Consider the following 18,392-nt stretch of genomic DNA (forward strand, 5'->3'; position numbering starts at 1 on the left):
AAGGAGGAGTTTATATATGATAAACAAAAAAAATAAAGAACTTTTATGGAGGGTTTTACCTCTATAAATTATGGAGGAAATATGTTTAAAGATAAATTTAATATTAGTAATATTCCTGCAATTTTGTGGGGAAAAAACAGTGAGAAACTTTTTATTGCAGTACATGGAAATATGTCAAATAAGGAAGATGTTGTGATTCAAATTTTAGCTGAAGAAGCACTTAAAAAAGGCTATCAAGTATTGAGCTTTGATTTACCAGAGCATGGAGAAAGAAAAAATGAGAGCACTCCTTGCAAAGTACAGTTTTGTGTTAGTGATTTATCTATAATTATGAATTATGCAAAGGAACATTGGAAAGAAGTGAATTTGTTTGCATGTAGTATGGGGGCTTATTTTAGTCTTTTAGAATATAAAAATGATATATTAAGAAAGGCATTATTTTTATCACCAGTAGTTAATATGGAAAGAATCATAGAAAATATGATGAGATGGTTTAATATAACACCAGAACGTTTGCAAAAGGAAATGATTATAGAAACACCTATTGGTCAAAAGTTGTATTGGGACTACTTTTGTTATGTAAAACAACATCCTATTAATACATGGAATGTAAATACAGATATTATGTATGGGGCAAAAGATGAGTTGTGTGAATTTGAAACTATTAATTATTTTATAAAAAAATATCATTGTGAATTAGAAGTCGTAGATGAAGCAGAACATTACTTCCATACGGAAGATCAATTGAATGTATTCAAGTATTGGTTACGAAAACATATTGACTAACGAATTCTAATTTGTTAAGAAATTTAAAAGGTAATATGAGCAATATATTACGAATTAAATAATGTTTTAAGTTTGAATGATACGTTGTTTACAAAATATATTATAATTTATTGATGATAATAGAAGAATTTTAAATAAAAATTATTTATATGAGAGATACAGATAAATAGAAATTTGTGGAGGAAAAGATAGGCATGAACAACACAAAAGAATTAGAGAACTTTACAATAAATGATGATAAAATCGATTGGAGCAAACAGTATGAAGTAGTAGAGAAGATAGGAGTACGAGGTTATTTACAAATACATTTTGAAGAGTGCAAATATATATGGAGAAAGATGGTACCTGAATCAGGACAGGCTGATAACCTTCAAGGTGAAATTCTTAGAATGATAGTAAAATTAAGAAATGAAGCTATTAATAACGGAAATATAAATTGGGATGATAATTTTGAATGGTTTTGCAATTTTTTAAAAGAAAATTTAGTAAGTTGTGGTTTGTTTGATGAAGAAAAAAATATAAAGATAAAAATGATTTTAGATTATATAAAGGATAATGGAAATTATGCTCGTAAATATGCTAATGGAGAAATTACTGATAATCAAGTTGATATATTCAAATTAGCATATACAGATGACGATATTTATGATTATTTAGAAGATGCTATTGCAGAGTATTATTTAACTAATAAGATTCCTATACCATATGAAATCAAAGATTTTATTTATAGATAAACTATTAATATAAATTCCAATTTTTAAATGAACTTAAAATGAACTTAAAATGAGGTTAAAAAGTAAATATAAAATAATATATTAAAATACCGCGTATTCATTTTCGAATACTGCGGTATATATATTATAATTTATTTAGGTTAAATAAATAAATTATAATTTGTGTGGGGGAAGTAGCGGATATGAAAAGATATATTGCATTTTTGCGTGGTATCAATATAAGTGGTAAAAACAAGGTTCCAATAGCAAAATTAAAGAATGGCTTTGAGTAACTTGGGTTTAGAGAAGTTAAGACATATCTGAACAGTGGCAATGTGATTTTTTCAAGTGATGGAGATGACATAGGGAGCTTTACAAACCAGATTGAAACAATTATAAAAAATCAGTTTGGTTCGGATATTCCTGTTTTTGTCATATTAAAAGAAGAACTTGAGGACATTTTGCGTAATGCACCTGACTGGTGGGGCAATGAAAATAAGGGCATTTATGACAATCTAATTTTTATTATGCCTCCAGCTACATTTGCTGAAGTATTCAACGAGATTGGAGAACCCAAGGAAGAATTAGAAAAGATAAAGAACTACGAAAAAGTGGTATTCTGGTCTTTCAGTCGAAAAGATTATCAAAAAACAAACTGGTGGTCAAAGACGGCAAGTGCAAACATCAGCAACAAGTTGACAATAAGAACGGCAAACACCATCAGGAAGTTAGTTGGAATGTAATTACTTTTCAAATTTCAGTTTATCAATTAGGATTTATTAAGCAAAAAATAGATAACGTATTAAAATACCGTATTATTAAAAAGTTAATATGCGGTATTTTTTGTTTTGAAATTTAAAAAAAATATGAATTACATAATCTTTTAAGTTTGAATGATACAGTGTTTACAAAATATGTTATAATTAATTCGTAATAAGATAATCTTAAGTAAAATTTATTTGTATTAGAGATACAGATAAATAGGGATTTGAAAGGATGAGTGAGATGGCATCAAGTAAGGAATATTTGGAGTTTATTTTAGGTCAATTATCTACACTTGAAGATATAACATACAAAGCAATGATGGGAGAATTTATTATCTACTATCGAGGGAAGATTGTAGGTGGAATATATGATGATAAATTATTGGTAAAGCCTGTTAAGTCAGCAATTACATATATAACTACCACATCTTATGAATTGCCATATGAGGGTGCGAAAGAAATGTTATTGGTTGATGAAGTTGATAATAAAGAATACTTATCAGGATTATTTGAAGTTATGTATGATGAATTGCCATCACCAAAACCTAAAAAGAAGAAATAAGCAACTTCCAATTTGTTAAGGAAATTAAAAAGTAAATATAAATAATCGTTTAAAATACCGTATTATTCAAAAGTTAATATGCGGTATTTTTTGTTTCGTAATTTAAAAAAAGGCGACGTAGGTTTCAATTTCAGACTATGAATAATGTTCTTTGAAAACTGAATAATGTAGCATTTACAGAATATGTTATAATTAATTCGTTATAGTATTATTATGAGAGATAATTTGATTTGTAAACTACCTTATTAATAGGAGGTTTGATGGTAGAATATTAATAATATGTAGAAATATTTTTAGTAGGAGGTAAAGTAATGAAAAATATTAAATGTATATTCTTTGATATAGGTTACACATTAATTAATGAAGATGATGTATGGCAACAGAGGTGTTTGGAACAATCACAAACGGAAGAAGCAAAATTACTTAATCTATCACCTGAACAAATATATGCTGAAATTGTTCAAGCTTCTTTAGATTATAAAGCACAATATCGAACAGTTATAAAAAAGTTTGGTTTTAAAAATGCAGCTCCTTATAGGCATAATCTTGAAAAACTATATGATAATGTGGATTTAGTATTACAGACTTTATCCAAAAGATATGATTTGGGCATTATTGCCAATCAAACAAATAGACTTACAGATAGATTACGAGAATTAGGAATTTTAAAATATTTTTCACTTACAATTTCATCATGGGATTATCAGATTATGAAGCCAGATATTAAACTTTTTGAGATTGCAGTAGAAAAATCAGGATACAAAGCATCAGAAATAGTTATGGTTGGAGATCGATTAGATAACGATATATTTCCAGCAAAGCAAATTGGAATGAAGACAATATGGATTAAGCAGGGATTTGGTGGAATTCAGAATCCAAAATCAAATGAATATATTCCAGATATAGAGATTTCACAATTAAATGACTTACTCGATGTGTTATAATAAGAATTTTTTTCGAAAGTATTGTAGTAAGAGCCTATATACTAATTTATCTATTAGATTATTTGAATAATTTTAAAAAATCACGTACAAATTAAATAATTAAATACTTTATTCATAATACCATGTTATTCAGGAAGAATATACGGTATTTTTTGTTTCGTAATTCAAAAACAATACGAACTGAAAGTGAAATATGCTATTTAAAAATTGAATAATGATGCATTTACAGAGTATGATACAACTGATTTGTAATATTAAACTTAAGTAAAAATTATTTGTATAAAACATATAGATAAATAGAAATTTAGTAGTAATATTGAAGGAAAAACAAAGCAAAAATAGTCGAGAGTTTCCTTTGTAATAATAATATAATTCTAGTATAAGGAGATGGAAGAAATGCAGGAGCAAAAAGAAGCAGTCCAACGAATGCAGGATTTTATAGAAGCTAATATTAATGAGAAGATTACACTTGCTGACCTATCAAAAGTATAATTATTTTCTCCATGGTATTCTTATCGCTTATTTATACAATGGATTAATCTTACACCAGCTAATTACATTCGCAGACTTCGTTTATCGCAATCAGCATTGAGGCTTCGAGATGAAAAAGAAAAAATAGTAGATGTAGCTTTGGAGAGTGGTTTCGGAAGTGTTGATGGCTTTCAAAGAGCATTTTTTAGGGAATTTGGTATAAATCCACATGAATATGCTTTAAAACCTGTACCTATATACCTTTTTACTCCTTATGGTGTGAAATATAGAACAGTTAGAAAGGAGAATGTAAAAATGGAAGATGTAAAAAACATTTTTATTCAAGTAATTGAAAAACCTGCTAGAAAAGTGATTATCAAAAGAGGGGTTAAGGCTAATAATTATTTTGATTACTGTGAGGAAGTTGGTTGTGATACTTGGGGGCTATTGAAAAGTATAAAGTCAATTAGTGATGAGCCAGTATGTCTTTGGTTACCTTCTTCTTACATTAAGCCTGGAACTTCAGAATATGTTCAGGGAGTAGAGATTTGTGATGAATATGATTGCGAAGCACCTGAAGGTTTTGAAATTATTGAATTACCATCTGCAAAATATTTGATGTTTCAAGGTGAACCTTTTGAAGAAGCAGATTATTGTAAAGCTATAGAATCTGTATGGAATTCTATTGAGAAGTACAATCCAGCTATTATAGGGTATAGCTGGGATGATATGAATCCACGCATTCAACTTGAGCCAATTGGGACTAGAGGATATATTGAATTAGCTCCTATAAAATAGCTTATGTATAGAAGAGCAGAATCTAATAGATAAAGTCCAATGTTCTGATAGAGTAAAAAAGTAAATATAAAATAATATATTAAAATACCGCAGTACTCATAAGTGAATTGGCGGTATTTTTTATATCGTATTTCAAGAACAAGATTACATTATGATTAAAAACCGAACTAAAAAATATATGTTCTCTGAAAATTGAATAATGAGGTATTTACAAAATATGTTATAATTAATTCATGATAAGAAGATAATATTAAACAAAAAATTATCTGTATAAGGGATACATATAAATAGGAATTTATAGTACAGATTATTTGCATAATCTTGTGCAAACAACTAAGAATATATGGGGGATGTTTGTATGTTCTGCAATGCAATAAATGGAAATATTAAAATAGGCGATACAGATATGGATTATATCTGTTTTGGAAACGGTCAGAAAAATCTAATTGTGATTCCTGGTTTGGGAGATGGATTAAAAACAGTTAAAGGTACTGCAGTTATCCTTGCAATGACGTATAGAGAATATGCAAAAAATTATAAAGTATATTTTTTTAGTCGAAAAAATAAATTAGAGGAAGGTTATTCTACAAAAGATATGGCAAAAGATCAGGCAGAAGTAATGAAAAAGCTTGGGATTTGCAAAGCTTCTATAATGGGAGTTTCTCAAGGTGGAATGATTGCTCAATATATTGCTATTGATTATCCAGAGCTGATTGATAAACTAGTTTTAGCTGTAACGGTATCTAGGCAAAATGAAACATTGAAGAGTGTTGTCAGAAGTTGGGTATCAATGGCTGAAAAAAATGACTATAAAGGTATAGTGATCACTACAGCTGAAAAATCATATAGTGATAAGAATATAAAAAAATACAGACTACTATACCCTATTCTTAGCAGATTCGGTAAACCTAAAGATTTTAGTAGATTTATTATTCAGGCAAAGGCTTGCATTAGCCATAATACCTATAATGAGCTGAATAGGATAAATTGTGAAACCTTAGTGATAGGTGGTGACAGTGATAAAGTAGTTGGCAAAAATTCATCAGAGGAAATTGCTGAAAGAATAACGGATAGCAAGCTTGTAATACTTAAGGGGATTGGACACGCAGCGTATGAAGAATCAAAGGACTTTAACTGTCAAGTTTTAAGTTTCTTGAATGCATAGAGGATTATTGATAATAAATAAGCATGAATTTTGAGCATAATACCGAGTTAAGCTCCAATTTATCAATGAACTTAAAAAGTAAATATAAAATAATATATTAAAATACCGCAGTACTCATAAGTGAATTAGCGGTATTTTTTATATTGTATTTCAAGAACAAGATTACATTATGATTATATTGTGAACTAAACAATAAAATTTGTTCTTTGAAAATTGAATAATGCTGTATTTACAAAATATGTTATAATTGTATTATAATTCGAACTGAAAATTGTTTATATTATATAAACTTTAATATGGAGGTACTTATGAAAACTCACTATTATTTAGGTTGGTTTAACGATATTTTTCTTGAGAAACTGGTCAGATTGTTGTATGAGGATATAACTGATAGAAAATCGCTTGTTATGATTAGCGCCAATCCATTTCTTCATGAAGATGAGGAAGTTGGTGCTACTGAACGTTCGTGGCTTGACCAGGCCAACATTATATTTGATAAATATCATTTAATTGATTATAGCGTACAGAAGGAAGAGGCCCAAAAATTAATTCAGAATGCTTCGGTCATTTTCTTGTTGGGTGGAAATACTGTTGAACAAAACGGTCTTTTGATTGAATATCAATTATCGGATTTGATTAAAAAAAGCAAAGCCGTTGTGATGGGAACAAGCGCCGGTGCGATAAACATGTCCGCTAAATGGTTATGCTCGAAATATACTGGTTATAAATGTGACATAAGTTCTATTTACAACGGTATCGGTCTTGACGATTTTTCTGTGCTGTCTCATTTTGATCTTGAAAATAACATTGAACAGATTCAAGGCGAATTATCTCCATTATCAGAAAAAATGAATGTTTACGCGTCGAACAAAGATTGTGCTGTACGTGTAAAAGGAAACAAAATCGACATTTTAGGCAATGTATATTTAATTTCCCACTCAAAGATTCAAAAGTTAGATGAGACGCTTTAGTTGTGGTGAGTGGCTATGGCTTAACTGAATTAATTTCTTTATGTAAAACTTCTGCAACAGGCAAGGTCATGGTCGCGTACAGTATAAGCATAATATACAATAAGTTTCTTGCACAATATTCTTATTTAACGACTAAAATATAAAATCAAATAATTTTTCTAAATACCGTATTATTCAGAAATGAATTTTACGGTATTTTTATGTCGCAATTCAAATACAATACGAACTGAAAGTGAAATATGCTATTTAAAAATTGAATAATGATACATTTGCAATATGTGTAATAGTTTATTTATAATGGTAAGTGGTGGTAAAAAATAGATATACTTGAGGGGGTATTAGTAAAATAAAGTATAAAAAATTGGAGAAAAAGGATATTTATAAGTTCATAGAAATGCGATTAAATAATGTGGTATTCATTGAATACCCTGTAATTATTAAAAGGTAAATAACAATTTGAAAGGAAGTTTTATTATGGGGGAATTATTAAAATTGCCTAATATTGGAGAAAAAGTTGAAAAGCAGTTAAATGAAGTAGGAATATTTACTTATGATGAATTAAAAAATATTGGCACAGAACAGGTTTGGATGAAAATACAAGAAATTGATGCCTATGCGTGTATTCATAGATTATTAGCATTGGAAGGTGCAATTCAAGGTGTTAAAAAAACAGACTTATCAAAAGAAAGAAAAGCAGAATTAAAAGATTTTTATAATTGCCATAAAGACAAATAGCAATTTAGAGATTTATGAAATAAAACGAATATTATAACAAGAATTTAATAAATCTTTAAAGGAGTTGGAAAAATGGAAGAGATGGTACGTCATCCTGCTTATTCATTAATTAATAAATTAAATAATAAAGGTGAGGGCAATAATATTGTTGTTGATTATGTGATTTTCAAGAATGATATGTTGCATTGTGGTATGGAAGAACATAGACAAGCTGCTATAAATGCAATGGAAATTATAGCAGAACGTTATAAGGAAAAGTTTGATATTGAGGAATCTAAAATGCTAGGTGTTCCATATTCTGTTGATGATTTTTTTGAAGACGGAATTGAAGCTGCATATGAACATGCTTTTCTTGATTCACCATATGGCAGTGAATTAGAGAAAGAAGATTTTTTTCATGTTAACGATATTCTGTTTTCTCATATTAAGAACATTGATATATATGATTGGTGTAGTGGAATAGACTGGACTACACCAGATGCTTATTGGGAACATAAATGGTCTAATTATTTTGATTATGGGTTAGAATGGTGGGGTGTTATAAATAGTAATTTGTATTAATTTATATAGGAGTTGAGTAGTTATGTTTGATGATAATTTATTGAAAAATCTTTGGGATGATTGTGATTATTCATATAAAAAATATATATCTGACTATCCTACAGATGAAATAATAAAACAGGTAGAGCAGGAAATATTGTATAAATTGCCTGAAGCATATATAGAGTTAATGCGTATTCATAATGGAGGACTTCTTAAGAAAGATGTCATTCGTACAGAAACTCCTACAAGCTGGGCAGAAGACCACATAGGCATAACAGGATTATTTAGTATTGCTTTAGACAAATCATGTTCATTGTGTGGAGAATTTGGAAGTAGATTTTGGATTGAAGAGTGGGAGTATCCTGACATTGGGGTTGCAATAGCTGATTGTCCATCAGCTGGACATGATATGATATTTTTAGATTATAGGGAATGTGGACCTAAAGGGGAACCAAGTGTTGTACATATTGATCAGGAATATGATTATGAAATAACTAAATTAGCAGATAATTTTAAAGAGTTTATTTGTAATTTAATTAGTGAAGAAGAATTTGATTTAGAGTATGAGTCCTCATGAAATGATTTTGATTAGTGATAGATTTCAGTAATTTAAATAGGAATTTGGATTGGAGATTATTTATATAGCAGGAGGTAATTACTATGAGTTTAGAATTAAAACAGATTTTTTTACCAAATTTTAATACAAATAATGTGTATGTGACTTATGAAAATAAGCTACAAACACGCACTATATTCGGAGATTTATCACTTAAAGCATTATTTGAAAAGCATAATGATGAAATTTTAAAAAATATAGTTAATGAAATAACTGATTATGTGAACGATGAAAATGTTTGTAATAATAACATTGATATGTTTCCTAGAAATTGTGAAATGACTGGTGAGTGGTATATTGGAGATATTTATTTTAAGGATTTTGATTATCTTAGTGTTATGACATGTTTTTTAGGATTTCACCCTAATTCAAAACAAATGCCCATTGATGATTATTTAGGGCTTGAAGTTCATTTTTTTTATGATGAAGATCAAGATAAATTTATTTTTGATGGAATTGACAGCTCTTGCATTTAGCTAAGATTTTTATTATGAGCATACCATATAGTTTAATAAATTCCAATTTGAAATTGGACATTATAAATAGTAAATTTGTGGAGGAAAAATATGTTTAAGTTAGGAAATTTAAAGTTTTATGTGGAGAGTGCTACGCTTAGTGGAAGTTTTATGGATTCTACCATGAGTAAAAGAATGCAGAGTACTGGATTATCAGAATTTTACTGGTCTATAGAAATAGATATGAGCGAAGGGGATTTTGTAACAGAATTAGATAATGAAGAATTGGAAGACGATGAAGAAATTTATTATGAATCGGTTTCGCCTTGTTTGTATCATAACAATGGTTTTAGGCTTGATATAAAATCATGGAAAGATATAGAAGGACTTTCTTTAAAATGGGATTCTCAATATAATGCAAATGGTGAAGAAGCGGGAACATTGTATGTTTTTGAACATGAAGATGTAACAAGTGGAACAATTAAATTCTTAGAAAGAAATGGAAATAAGTTTCTAGTTCGATGGACAGGAACTGCAAATGTGTATTGGGATGATGAATATGGTGAAGATGTTCCATTTTCTTTTGAAGGAGAAGTAGAATTTAATGGAATTAGTGCTAATTGTGATGATATATCAACTTTAGATGAATTAAAAATAATAATGGAGGAGTTTATTAATTTAGATGAATATAAATGTATATTCAATAATACACATGAGATTGAAACTGGGATTTCTCATGTGTGGAGATTTTTCCCTAAAAATATAGATAAATGATAAATAGTTGAGTAATTTATAGAATGAAGGTACCAAAGAATGACATTAAATTGTGGAGGTGAAATTTTGATTAGTTTGTTATTAATGAAGCAGATTGCTGAACTTTTTTTAGTTATGGCCATGGGATTTATATTAGTGAAAACAAATTTATTGAAAGCAGAAGAAAGTAAAAGTCTTTCAATAGTTGCACTTTATTTGGTAATGCCTTGTGTGATTATTAATGCATTTCAAGTTAAATATACAGAAAATATACGGAACGGATTGATTTTTGCTTTTGTAGCGGCTGTATTGATTCATATTGAATTATTAATTTTAGTAAAAATACTTGAAAAAATATTTCATTTGGATTCAGTTGAAAAGGTATCTATAATATATTCAAATGCTGGAAATCTGATTATTCCAATTGTAACTGCTGTTTTAGGAAAAGAATGGGTTATTTACTCTAGTGCATTTATGTGTGTACAGTTAGTTCTTTTATGGACTCATGGAAGAATGGTGATTTGTGAAGATAAGAAAATAGATTTGAAAAAAATCTTTTTAAATATTAATATGATTACTATTTTCTTTGGAGTTTTATTATTTGTTACCAGGCTGCAACTTCCAGATTTTATTACAGACACTATGGAGTCAGTAAGTGTTATGATTGGCCCTATTTGCATGATTGTAGTGGGAATGTTGATTGCAAATATGAGTTTTAGAAAGATATTTGCTTATAAACGAATTTACATAATTACTTTTCTTAAGATGATAGTATGTCCATTTATAAGTTTACTTTTACTTAAATATAGTGGAATGGGAAGTTTAGTACCTAATGGCAAGATAATTTTACTTATTAGCCTTCTTGCAACAATCACACCATCTGCATCATCAGTTGCACAAATGGCTCAAATATATGATAAAAACGGAGAATATGCTAGTGTTATAAATGTAGTTACGAATATTGTATGTATTGTAACAATGCCAATTATGGTTTGGTTATATCAAATATAAGATATATTAGTTAAGAATGTTATTTGAAAATTAAATAATACTATTTAAAAATGAAAATATTTTATATTTATTAAAAATATAACTATCTTTTGTTTGAGAATAGCTATATTTTAGGGGGAATTTATAAATGAGATTAGAAACAATGAAAGATAAAAGAAAAAATAAATCAAAAGATGGAAAATTATTTAAAAAGTATTTATTTAGGGTTTTAACTTGCGTAGTTATTGTTTTATTAATTGGTTGTTTATACGGAAAAATTGGTGAATATAAAGACACAAAAAACTATCTTCCAGTAGGAAAAATGGTTGAGATAAATGATAATAAAATTAACGTTTTCAGCGAAGGTGAAGGAAATACTACCGTAGTTTTTTGCTCAGGACATATTACTCCAAGTGCATATGCTGATTTTTATCCTTTGTATAATGAAGTTTCAAAGTATACTAAAATAGTTACTTATGATAGGCCAGGGCATGGATGGAGTGACGTAACAGATAAACCAAGAGATATAGATTCTATTGTAGAGGAAATGCACAGTGCACTTATAGAATCAGGAGAAAAGGCTCCATATATATTAGTTGGACATTCATATGCATCATTACAGGTAATAAGATTTGCACAAATGTATAAAGATGAAGTAGCTGGCTTAGTTCTGATAGATGGTGGCAATCCTGAGTATTATGCTAAAAATGGCTTAGAAGTTAGCAGCAGTACAGCGTCTACTTATAAGTTACTGAAGTATACTGGTATAGCAAGGTTAGCACTTTACCATACAGATTATTATTCAAAAAACCTTAAATTACTACCTAATGATTTAAAAGAATTATATTTATCAATGAGTTTAAAAACTATGTATAACAAAAACATTATAGATGAAGGCAATATGGCAAAAGATAATGCAAAAGTTGTTTTAGAGAATGGTCATTTAGATAATTTACCGATTAGAATACTAACTGCTCCAGATGATTCTGAATGGGAAAATAGCCAAGAAGCTTTGAAAAAGTGGTCTACAGATAGCATGCAAATGGTTGTTGAAGGGTCAACGCATGCTATACACCACACTTATCCTGACGTTATAAGTAATGAGATAAAAAAATTGATAGAAGATCAGAAGTAGAATTTACTAGAACACCATATTATTCAAGTTTAAATTTTAGGGTGTTTCTTAGTTTGTAATTTGATTAAAAACCGAACTAAAAAATATATGTTCTCTGAAAATTGAATAATGCGGTATTTGCAAAATATGTTATAATATGGATTTAGAGAACGTTTAAATTACAAACGTATTTTAAAGTCAAATAGTAATATGAATCTTAGTTTATTATCAAATATAATAAACTAAACATTTTCTGTACAAGAATAGTTGCGACACTAATTTTTTTCTTCAGTATACTTTTAATTGAAGGGAGGTTATCTTATGGATTGGCTTACAAGAATGAATTGTGCATTGGACTATGTTGAGAATAATCTATTGAGTGAAATTGATATGGATGTTGTGGCTCAAAGGGCATGTTGTTCATCTTACAATTTTCAAAAGATGTTTTCGTTTATAACTGAAATATCTCTGGTTGAATATATAAGGAGAAGAAGATTAACTCTAGCTGCTTTTGAAATTCAAAATAATGATGTAAAGATAATAGATATTGCCTTAAAGTATGGTTATGAGTCACCAGTTTCATTTACGAGAGCATTTCAAACATTACATGGTATAGTGCCCTCATTAGTACGGGATGGGGGTGTTATACTTAAAGCCTATCCACGAATATCCTTTCAAATTTCGATTAAAGGAGATAGTGAGATGGAGTATAGAATTGAAAGGAAAGAGGCTTTTGATATTTTTGGGATTGAGATTATTGGTTCTTCAACTGGTGATGAAAGTTACAAAAGCCCAGCTCAACTTTGGCAAAGATGCCACAGAGAAGGAGTGTATGAAAAGTTATTTAAGGATTCTGGAGATTTGCCATTGTTTATGCCACAAGACTTATGTAAGATTCATGGTGCAGTAAACTATAGGAAAACAGAAAAAAATACATTTCCATATATGATTTGTTCTTTCATAGGTAATAATAGTAAAACAGAAGGATATAGTATGGTGCATATTCCAGCGCAAACTTATGTCGTTTTTCCATCTAAGAAGTTTAAGTGGGATGAAGATTTATTAATAATTCTAAACACACTACAAAAAAGATTTTATAGTGAATGGCTACCTACTTCAAATTATGAGAAGATTGATGCTGCAGAATTTGAAATTTATGGTGGAACTAAAGAATATGGCTACATTGAACTATGGTATCCTATAGTGAGAAAAAAGGTTAATGACTAAATTTTGTAACTTCAATTTGTTCACGTTTTTGAGATAAGGTGCAGCAACTATAAAAATAAATAATTTTATATAATACCGTAGTATTCATAAGTGGATTTGCGGTATTTTTGCGTCGTAATTCAAATACAATACGAACTGAAAGTGAAATATGTTATTTGAAAATTGAATAATGATGTATTTGTAATATGTGTAATAGTTTATTTATAATGGTAACATATTATAAAAGATAGATATACTTGAGGGGATAAAAAATGAACAAAATAAAGTATAAAAAATTGGGGAAAGGGGATATTTACTTCAAAATTATCTTTAGTAATTTTTGTATACAATTATGCGCTTGGTTCGAATGCAATCTTAAATTATCGAATCTAGTATCAATACTAGATTCGATACATAATACATTTTCATGATAACACGTTACTATATTTTTAATCTAAAATAATAAAGTAACAAACCCTATACCCTAAGCTAACTAATTATACTCATCATTAAGTGGCTGTGTTGCTTTAGAATTTCTTATACAAACGATATATTGAAAAAAATCTAACATATTTGCTTCTATTTCTTCTCCATTAAAAGTATAATACATTGGTGTTTCAGAAAAAGGTGAATTCTCACTCGTTAATTTATAAATGTTCAAATTACCTTCTAATAAATTGTTAGTTTCCTTAATTTGAGGGTACATAATGTTAAGTTCATTAGTAGTGTATTCCATAGTATCAGTTATGCCCATCATATCACAATCATCATAGTTATAAATTACTGTTAAAATCTTATCTTTAAATATTGAGTCATCAGAATTTAAATAGGCAGCAAACCACATTATATCTTTTTCTTTACTTTGAAATGTATGGTTAAGCCCCCATTGTCCGTAATACTTACCCTTAGGTAATTCCTTTTGAAGAATTTGAAAGTTTTTATATATCATGTTATCTCTAGTATTATTCCAATCTACGTAATCCTCATGCTTATATGCCTCTACGCTATTTAATACGTTCAAATTTACAAGGTTAAAACCAGTAAAGTTTTCTCCAAGATACTCCTTATATATATTTTCATTCTTTTCTATGTTATTTTGCAATTCATTTGAACATTGAGCAAATGTTTTATCAAATTCATCTGAATCATTAAATTTATTTTTAATCTTATCTATTACTGATTTTATTTCTTTAGGCGCTTCTTTATCTGGTAAAACATCTACTAAAAACTTATAGGCATTAATTGGTTGATGTTCTATATCAGCACCTACAACTTGAATTCTGCTTTCTTTAGGTAGAGCATTATTATACTCATATAACTTTTTAAAATGGTTATAACTATCTTTATTCCATGCGAATGTTCCTTTTAGTGGCTTATATATATCTTCTAATATTTTTATATCCCCAGTCTCTAAATACTTATTTATAAAATAAGCATCACTATAAGAGAGCTCACATAGATAATACTTAAAATCTGTTTTTTCTTTGAAATATTTTAAAAATTTCATATTTAATTGTTCATTAGCCTTAGTTCCATGAAGTTCAGCAGTAAAAAAAATTTCCTTTCCTTCTATATCTGAATCCATAATGGATAAATCTTTAAATTCACTTTCATCTTCTAAATCTACAGAACTATAATTTTTTTTCAAATACTCTTGCATAATTTCTCTTTTCTCAGGTGATTGTTCTAAACGCTTGTTAGAAAATTGAATTGAACCTCCGCCTTTTTTACATCCAGTTAATAATATTCCTAGTATCAAAAAAATTGATAGTAATCTTAGACTCACTTTTTCCATAATAATATTCCAGCCCTCTCTATAATAATTACTTGTTACTCACATCAATTGTAAAATATATACATGAAAATAACAATATTTTTGGAAAATAATTATATTTATTACAGTTTTTAATTAACTGTTGAGAATAATCCTATCCTATATGTTTTTATGTGATTAAAGTTAAAGGTATTGAAGGAAAACTTAAAAGAATAGCTGATTATTCAGCTTATATCAAATTAATTAGAATTAAATAAAAAAAGTATATTAATAAAATGAAAATAAATTTCAACTTAATTTATCCACATTCTTTTAATTTAACATTATAACTAAAAAATAATTTATTAAATCATCTCATCATTCAGAAATGAATTTGCGATATTTTTTACGTCATAATACAAAAAATGCGAAGTGAAATATTATTTAAAAATTGAATAATGCAGTATTTACAAGATATGTTATAATCGATTTATAATAAAATTATATAAGCAGTAGCAGAAAAAACACTTAATAAGAAAGTTGCTTAAGTAAGTAAAGATAATAATGTGATAGAAAAGAGAGGTACTAAAGATGAATACATCAGCATCAATAACAGAATTTGTAGGAACAGCAATTGGAGATACTATTGGATTAGTCATAGCTAATGTTGATTGTTTTCTTCATGAAAAAATGGGATTAGATAAAAAATATAGGTCTATAGGAATAATTAGTGGAAGAACAGGTGCAGGACCACATATTATGGCAGCAGATGAGGCGGTAAAAGCTACTAATACAGAAGTAGCAAAGATTGAAATGCCAAGAGATACAAAGGGTGGAGCAGGGCACGGTTGCTTAATTATTCTGGCAGCAGAAGATGTAACAGATGTAAGAAGAGCAGTAGAAGTTGCTCTTAAAGAATTAGATAGAACTTTTGGAGATGTTTATGCATGTGATTCAGGACATTTAGAACTTTCATATACTGCAAGTGCAAGCTTGGCATCAGCAAAAGCATTTGGCGCTCCTATTGGAAAAGCTTTTGGAATAATTGCTGGTGCTCCAGCTGCAATTGGTTTAGTAATGGCAGATACAGCAATGAAAGCTGCAAATGTTCAGATGGTAACATATGCTAGCCCCGATTCAGGAACGGCACATACAAATGAAGTAATAATAACAGTTACTGGGGATTCAGATGCTGTTAGACAATCAGTAATAGCTGCAAGAGAGATTGGATTATCTTTATTAAAAGCAATGGGGCAAGATACTCAATCTTTGACTAAATCATATATTTAGAAGATGATTTTAATTTAAAAATAAATGCTTTATTTGAGCACCGTATTATTCAAAGCTGAATTTTACGGTGTTTTTACGTAGTATATAGAAATGAAAATTTGTCGAAGTCAAATAATGTTTTATATAAAACATGTTATAATTTACTTATAATAGAAGTATATTATTTAGCTGTGATTGTATATTGTGTGAAAATTAAATTGTTATTTAATTACTTTTGGAGGGAAAAAATGAATTTAAATAAATGCAATCAATATTTAAGATATATTGAATTATGTAGAGAAAGAGTAGAGTCATTTTCTAAGTATCCATATAGTTTATCCGCGATAAAAGATTTATCTAGAATAGATTTTCATCCTAAAGTTACATATATTGTAGGTGAAAATGGTACTGGTAAATCAACGATACTTGAAGCTATTGCTATAGCATGTGGATTTAATCCAGAAGGTGGAACTAGAAATATTAATTTTTCAACAAACAATACTCATTCAGATTTATACAAGAATATTAAATTAATTAGAGGTGTTAAAAGGCCTAATGATGGCTTTTTTCTAAGAGCAGAAAGTTTTTATAATGTGGCTACAAATATAGATGATGTAGATGTGAGTAGAGCATATGGAGGAATATCACTACATGCACAATCCCATGGGGAGTCTTTTTTGTCAGTTATTAAGAATAGATTTAGTGGAAATGGTTTATATATTTTAGATGAACCAGAAGCAGCATTATCACCATCAAGACAAATGTCTATGCTTGTTATAATGAATGAATTAGTACAGAAAAATTCTCAGTTTATAATAGCCACTCATTCACCTATAATAATGTCTTATCCAGATTCAATTATTTATGAATTAAACAATGGTATAAAAGAAGTTATGTATAAAGATACTGAGCATTATAAAATTACTAAAAGTTTTCTTGATAGACCTGAAAAAATGTTAAAAGTACTTTTATCACAGGAATAAAAACAAAATATTAAGAAGATAGGTAATTTATTATAGTAAGATAATATTAAGTAAAAATTAAATCTATAAGATAGATAAATAGAGTTTATCGTTAAGATTAGTATTAAGAACTTAAATAAAATATAAAATAACTTAAAAGTAAAGAGAATTTTAATGATAAGTATATTATAAGATTTAAACCTAGTAAAGAAGAAATTATTAAAATTAAAAATATACTAAAAATTTATTATTGGAAGCCTATATGGTTTCCATTTTTTCTTGTAAAGTATAGTGAAGATATATTACAAGAATAGATTATTTAAAGCATTTTAAACATTAACCTCCTAATCTTTCACTAACTGTAAGTGTTTTATTTTAATAAATCCATTTATACTAATTATATAGGGAAACAAGCTCCAATTTAAATTTATTCAATAACCTTAAAATATTTTCGTGCAAGATGCAGTGTTAAATTCTAAGTGATTCGGAGTATGTCTCACTATTTTAGGTATCCAAGTTTTGGAATGGATAACTTTAAGAGTCAACTTGGAACCCTATATAGGGAAACAAGCTCCAATTTAAATTTATTCAATAACCTTAAAATATTTTCGTACAAAATTCAGCATTGAATTCTAAATGATTCGGAGCATGTCTCACTATTTTAGGTATCCAAGTTTTGGAATGGATAATTTTAAAAGTCAACTTGGAACCCTATATAGGGTTCCAAGTTCAGAATTAAAATTACACTAGGTAATTTTTAGCATAAGCTAACGAAAAAAGTTTATTTTTATTTGAATTTAATTCGTCAAAAATAAGTTTAGT

The 18,392-nt window shown here is 28.3% G+C and carries 18 protein-coding genes and 1 pseudogene; 18 read left to right on the top strand and 1 reads right to left on the bottom strand.

Annotation, left to right across the window (positions count from 1 at the left end):
• Nucleotides 1–81: 81 nt before the first annotated feature.
• The 16 genes and pseudogenes from AZI32_RS13170 (at nt 82) to AZI32_RS13245 (ending at nt 13,607) form a co-directional block, all read left to right on the top strand.
• Nucleotides 82–786 (top strand): alpha/beta hydrolase, encoded by a 705-nt coding sequence (locus tag AZI32_RS13170; protein WP_061996275.1) that lies wholly within the window; start codon nt 82–84, stop codon nt 784–786.
• A 194-nt stretch (nt 787–980) separates the two neighbouring features.
• Nucleotides 981–1,520, top strand: a complete 540-nt coding sequence (locus AZI32_RS13175) for a hypothetical protein (protein WP_061996276.1) — start codon at nt 981–983, stop codon at nt 1,518–1,520.
• A 182-nt stretch (nt 1,521–1,702) separates the two neighbouring features.
• Nucleotides 1,703–2,242: pseudogene (locus AZI32_RS13180) on the top strand (DUF1697 domain-containing protein).
• Between the two features lie 262 nt (nt 2,243–2,504).
• Complete coding sequence (locus AZI32_RS13185) at nt 2,505–2,825, top strand: TfoX/Sxy family protein (protein ID WP_061996277.1); 321 nt, start codon at nt 2,505–2,507, stop codon at nt 2,823–2,825.
• A 311-nt stretch (nt 2,826–3,136) separates the two neighbouring features.
• Nucleotides 3,137–3,769: an HAD family hydrolase gene (locus AZI32_RS13190; RefSeq protein WP_061996278.1), complete on the top strand. Its 633-nt coding sequence runs from the start codon at nt 3,137–3,139 to the stop codon at nt 3,767–3,769.
• A 525-nt stretch (nt 3,770–4,294) separates the two neighbouring features.
• Complete coding sequence (locus AZI32_RS13195) at nt 4,295–5,038, top strand: helix-turn-helix domain-containing protein (protein ID WP_345968960.1); 744 nt, start codon at nt 4,295–4,297, stop codon at nt 5,036–5,038.
• A gap of 358 nt (nt 5,039–5,396) precedes the next feature.
• Entirely contained in the window at nt 5,397–6,203 is an 807-nt protein-coding gene (locus AZI32_RS13200) for an alpha/beta hydrolase (protein WP_061996279.1), read from the top strand.
• A 308-nt stretch (nt 6,204–6,511) separates the two neighbouring features.
• Nucleotides 6,512–7,174 (top strand): Type 1 glutamine amidotransferase-like domain-containing protein, encoded by a 663-nt coding sequence (locus AZI32_RS13205; protein WP_061996280.1) that lies wholly within the window; start codon nt 6,512–6,514, stop codon nt 7,172–7,174.
• A 474-nt stretch (nt 7,175–7,648) separates the two neighbouring features.
• On the top strand, nt 7,649–7,909 hold the full coding sequence (locus tag AZI32_RS13210) for a TfoX/Sxy family protein (RefSeq protein ID WP_061996281.1): 261 nt from the start codon (nt 7,649–7,651) through the stop codon (nt 7,907–7,909).
• 72 nt (nt 7,910–7,981) lie between these two features.
• Nucleotides 7,982–8,470 carry a hypothetical protein gene (locus AZI32_RS13215; protein WP_061996282.1) on the top strand — a complete coding sequence of 163 codons (489 nt, stop codon included), beginning with the start codon at nt 7,982–7,984 and terminating at the stop codon, nt 8,468–8,470.
• A gap of 22 nt (nt 8,471–8,492) precedes the next feature.
• On the top strand, nt 8,493–9,029 hold the full coding sequence (locus AZI32_RS13220; protein WP_061996283.1) for an SMI1/KNR4 family protein: 537 nt from the start codon (nt 8,493–8,495) through the stop codon (nt 9,027–9,029).
• An 83-nt stretch (nt 9,030–9,112) separates the two neighbouring features.
• Complete coding sequence (locus tag AZI32_RS13225) at nt 9,113–9,544, top strand: hypothetical protein (RefSeq protein ID WP_061996284.1); 432 nt, start codon at nt 9,113–9,115, stop codon at nt 9,542–9,544.
• A 90-nt stretch (nt 9,545–9,634) separates the two neighbouring features.
• Nucleotides 9,635–10,297, top strand: a complete 663-nt coding sequence (locus tag AZI32_RS13230) for a hypothetical protein (RefSeq protein WP_061996285.1) — start codon at nt 9,635–9,637, stop codon at nt 10,295–10,297.
• Nucleotides 10,298–10,363: 66 nt separating this feature from the next.
• On the top strand, nt 10,364–11,287 hold the full coding sequence (locus tag AZI32_RS13235; protein WP_061996290.1) for an AEC family transporter: 924 nt from the start codon (nt 10,364–10,366) through the stop codon (nt 11,285–11,287).
• A gap of 127 nt (nt 11,288–11,414) precedes the next feature.
• On the top strand, nt 11,415–12,401 hold the full coding sequence (locus AZI32_RS13240; RefSeq protein WP_061996286.1) for an alpha/beta hydrolase: 987 nt from the start codon (nt 11,415–11,417) through the stop codon (nt 12,399–12,401).
• Nucleotides 12,402–12,701: 300 nt separating this feature from the next.
• Complete coding sequence (locus AZI32_RS13245) at nt 12,702–13,607, top strand: effector binding domain-containing protein (protein ID WP_061996287.1); 906 nt, start codon at nt 12,702–12,704, stop codon at nt 13,605–13,607.
• Between the two features lie 472 nt (nt 13,608–14,079).
• Here the strand turns inward: AZI32_RS13245 and AZI32_RS13250 are convergent, their stop codons facing one another.
• Entirely contained in the window at nt 14,080–15,381 is a 1,302-nt protein-coding gene (locus AZI32_RS13250; RefSeq protein WP_061996288.1) for an erythromycin esterase family protein, read from the bottom strand.
• Nucleotides 15,382–15,930: 549 nt separating this feature from the next.
• Here AZI32_RS13250 and pduB point away from each other — a divergent pair.
• On the top strand, nt 15,931–16,629 hold the full coding sequence (gene pduB / locus AZI32_RS13255) for a propanediol utilization microcompartment protein PduB (protein ID WP_061996289.1): 699 nt from the start codon (nt 15,931–15,933) through the stop codon (nt 16,627–16,629).
• Nucleotides 16,630–16,856: 227 nt separating this feature from the next.
• Nucleotides 16,857–17,591, top strand: coding sequence for an AAA family ATPase (locus AZI32_RS13260; RefSeq protein WP_010291830.1), 735 nt, complete (start codon nt 16,857–16,859; stop codon nt 17,589–17,591).
• The last annotated feature ends 801 nt before the right edge of the window (nt 17,592–18,392 follow it).

Origin of the sequence: Clostridium sp. ATCC 25772, from assembly GCF_001573875.1 — a bacterium.
In the GTDB taxonomy this organism is placed as follows: domain Bacteria; phylum Bacillota; class Clostridia; order Clostridiales; family Clostridiaceae; genus Clostridium_J; species Clostridium_J senegalense.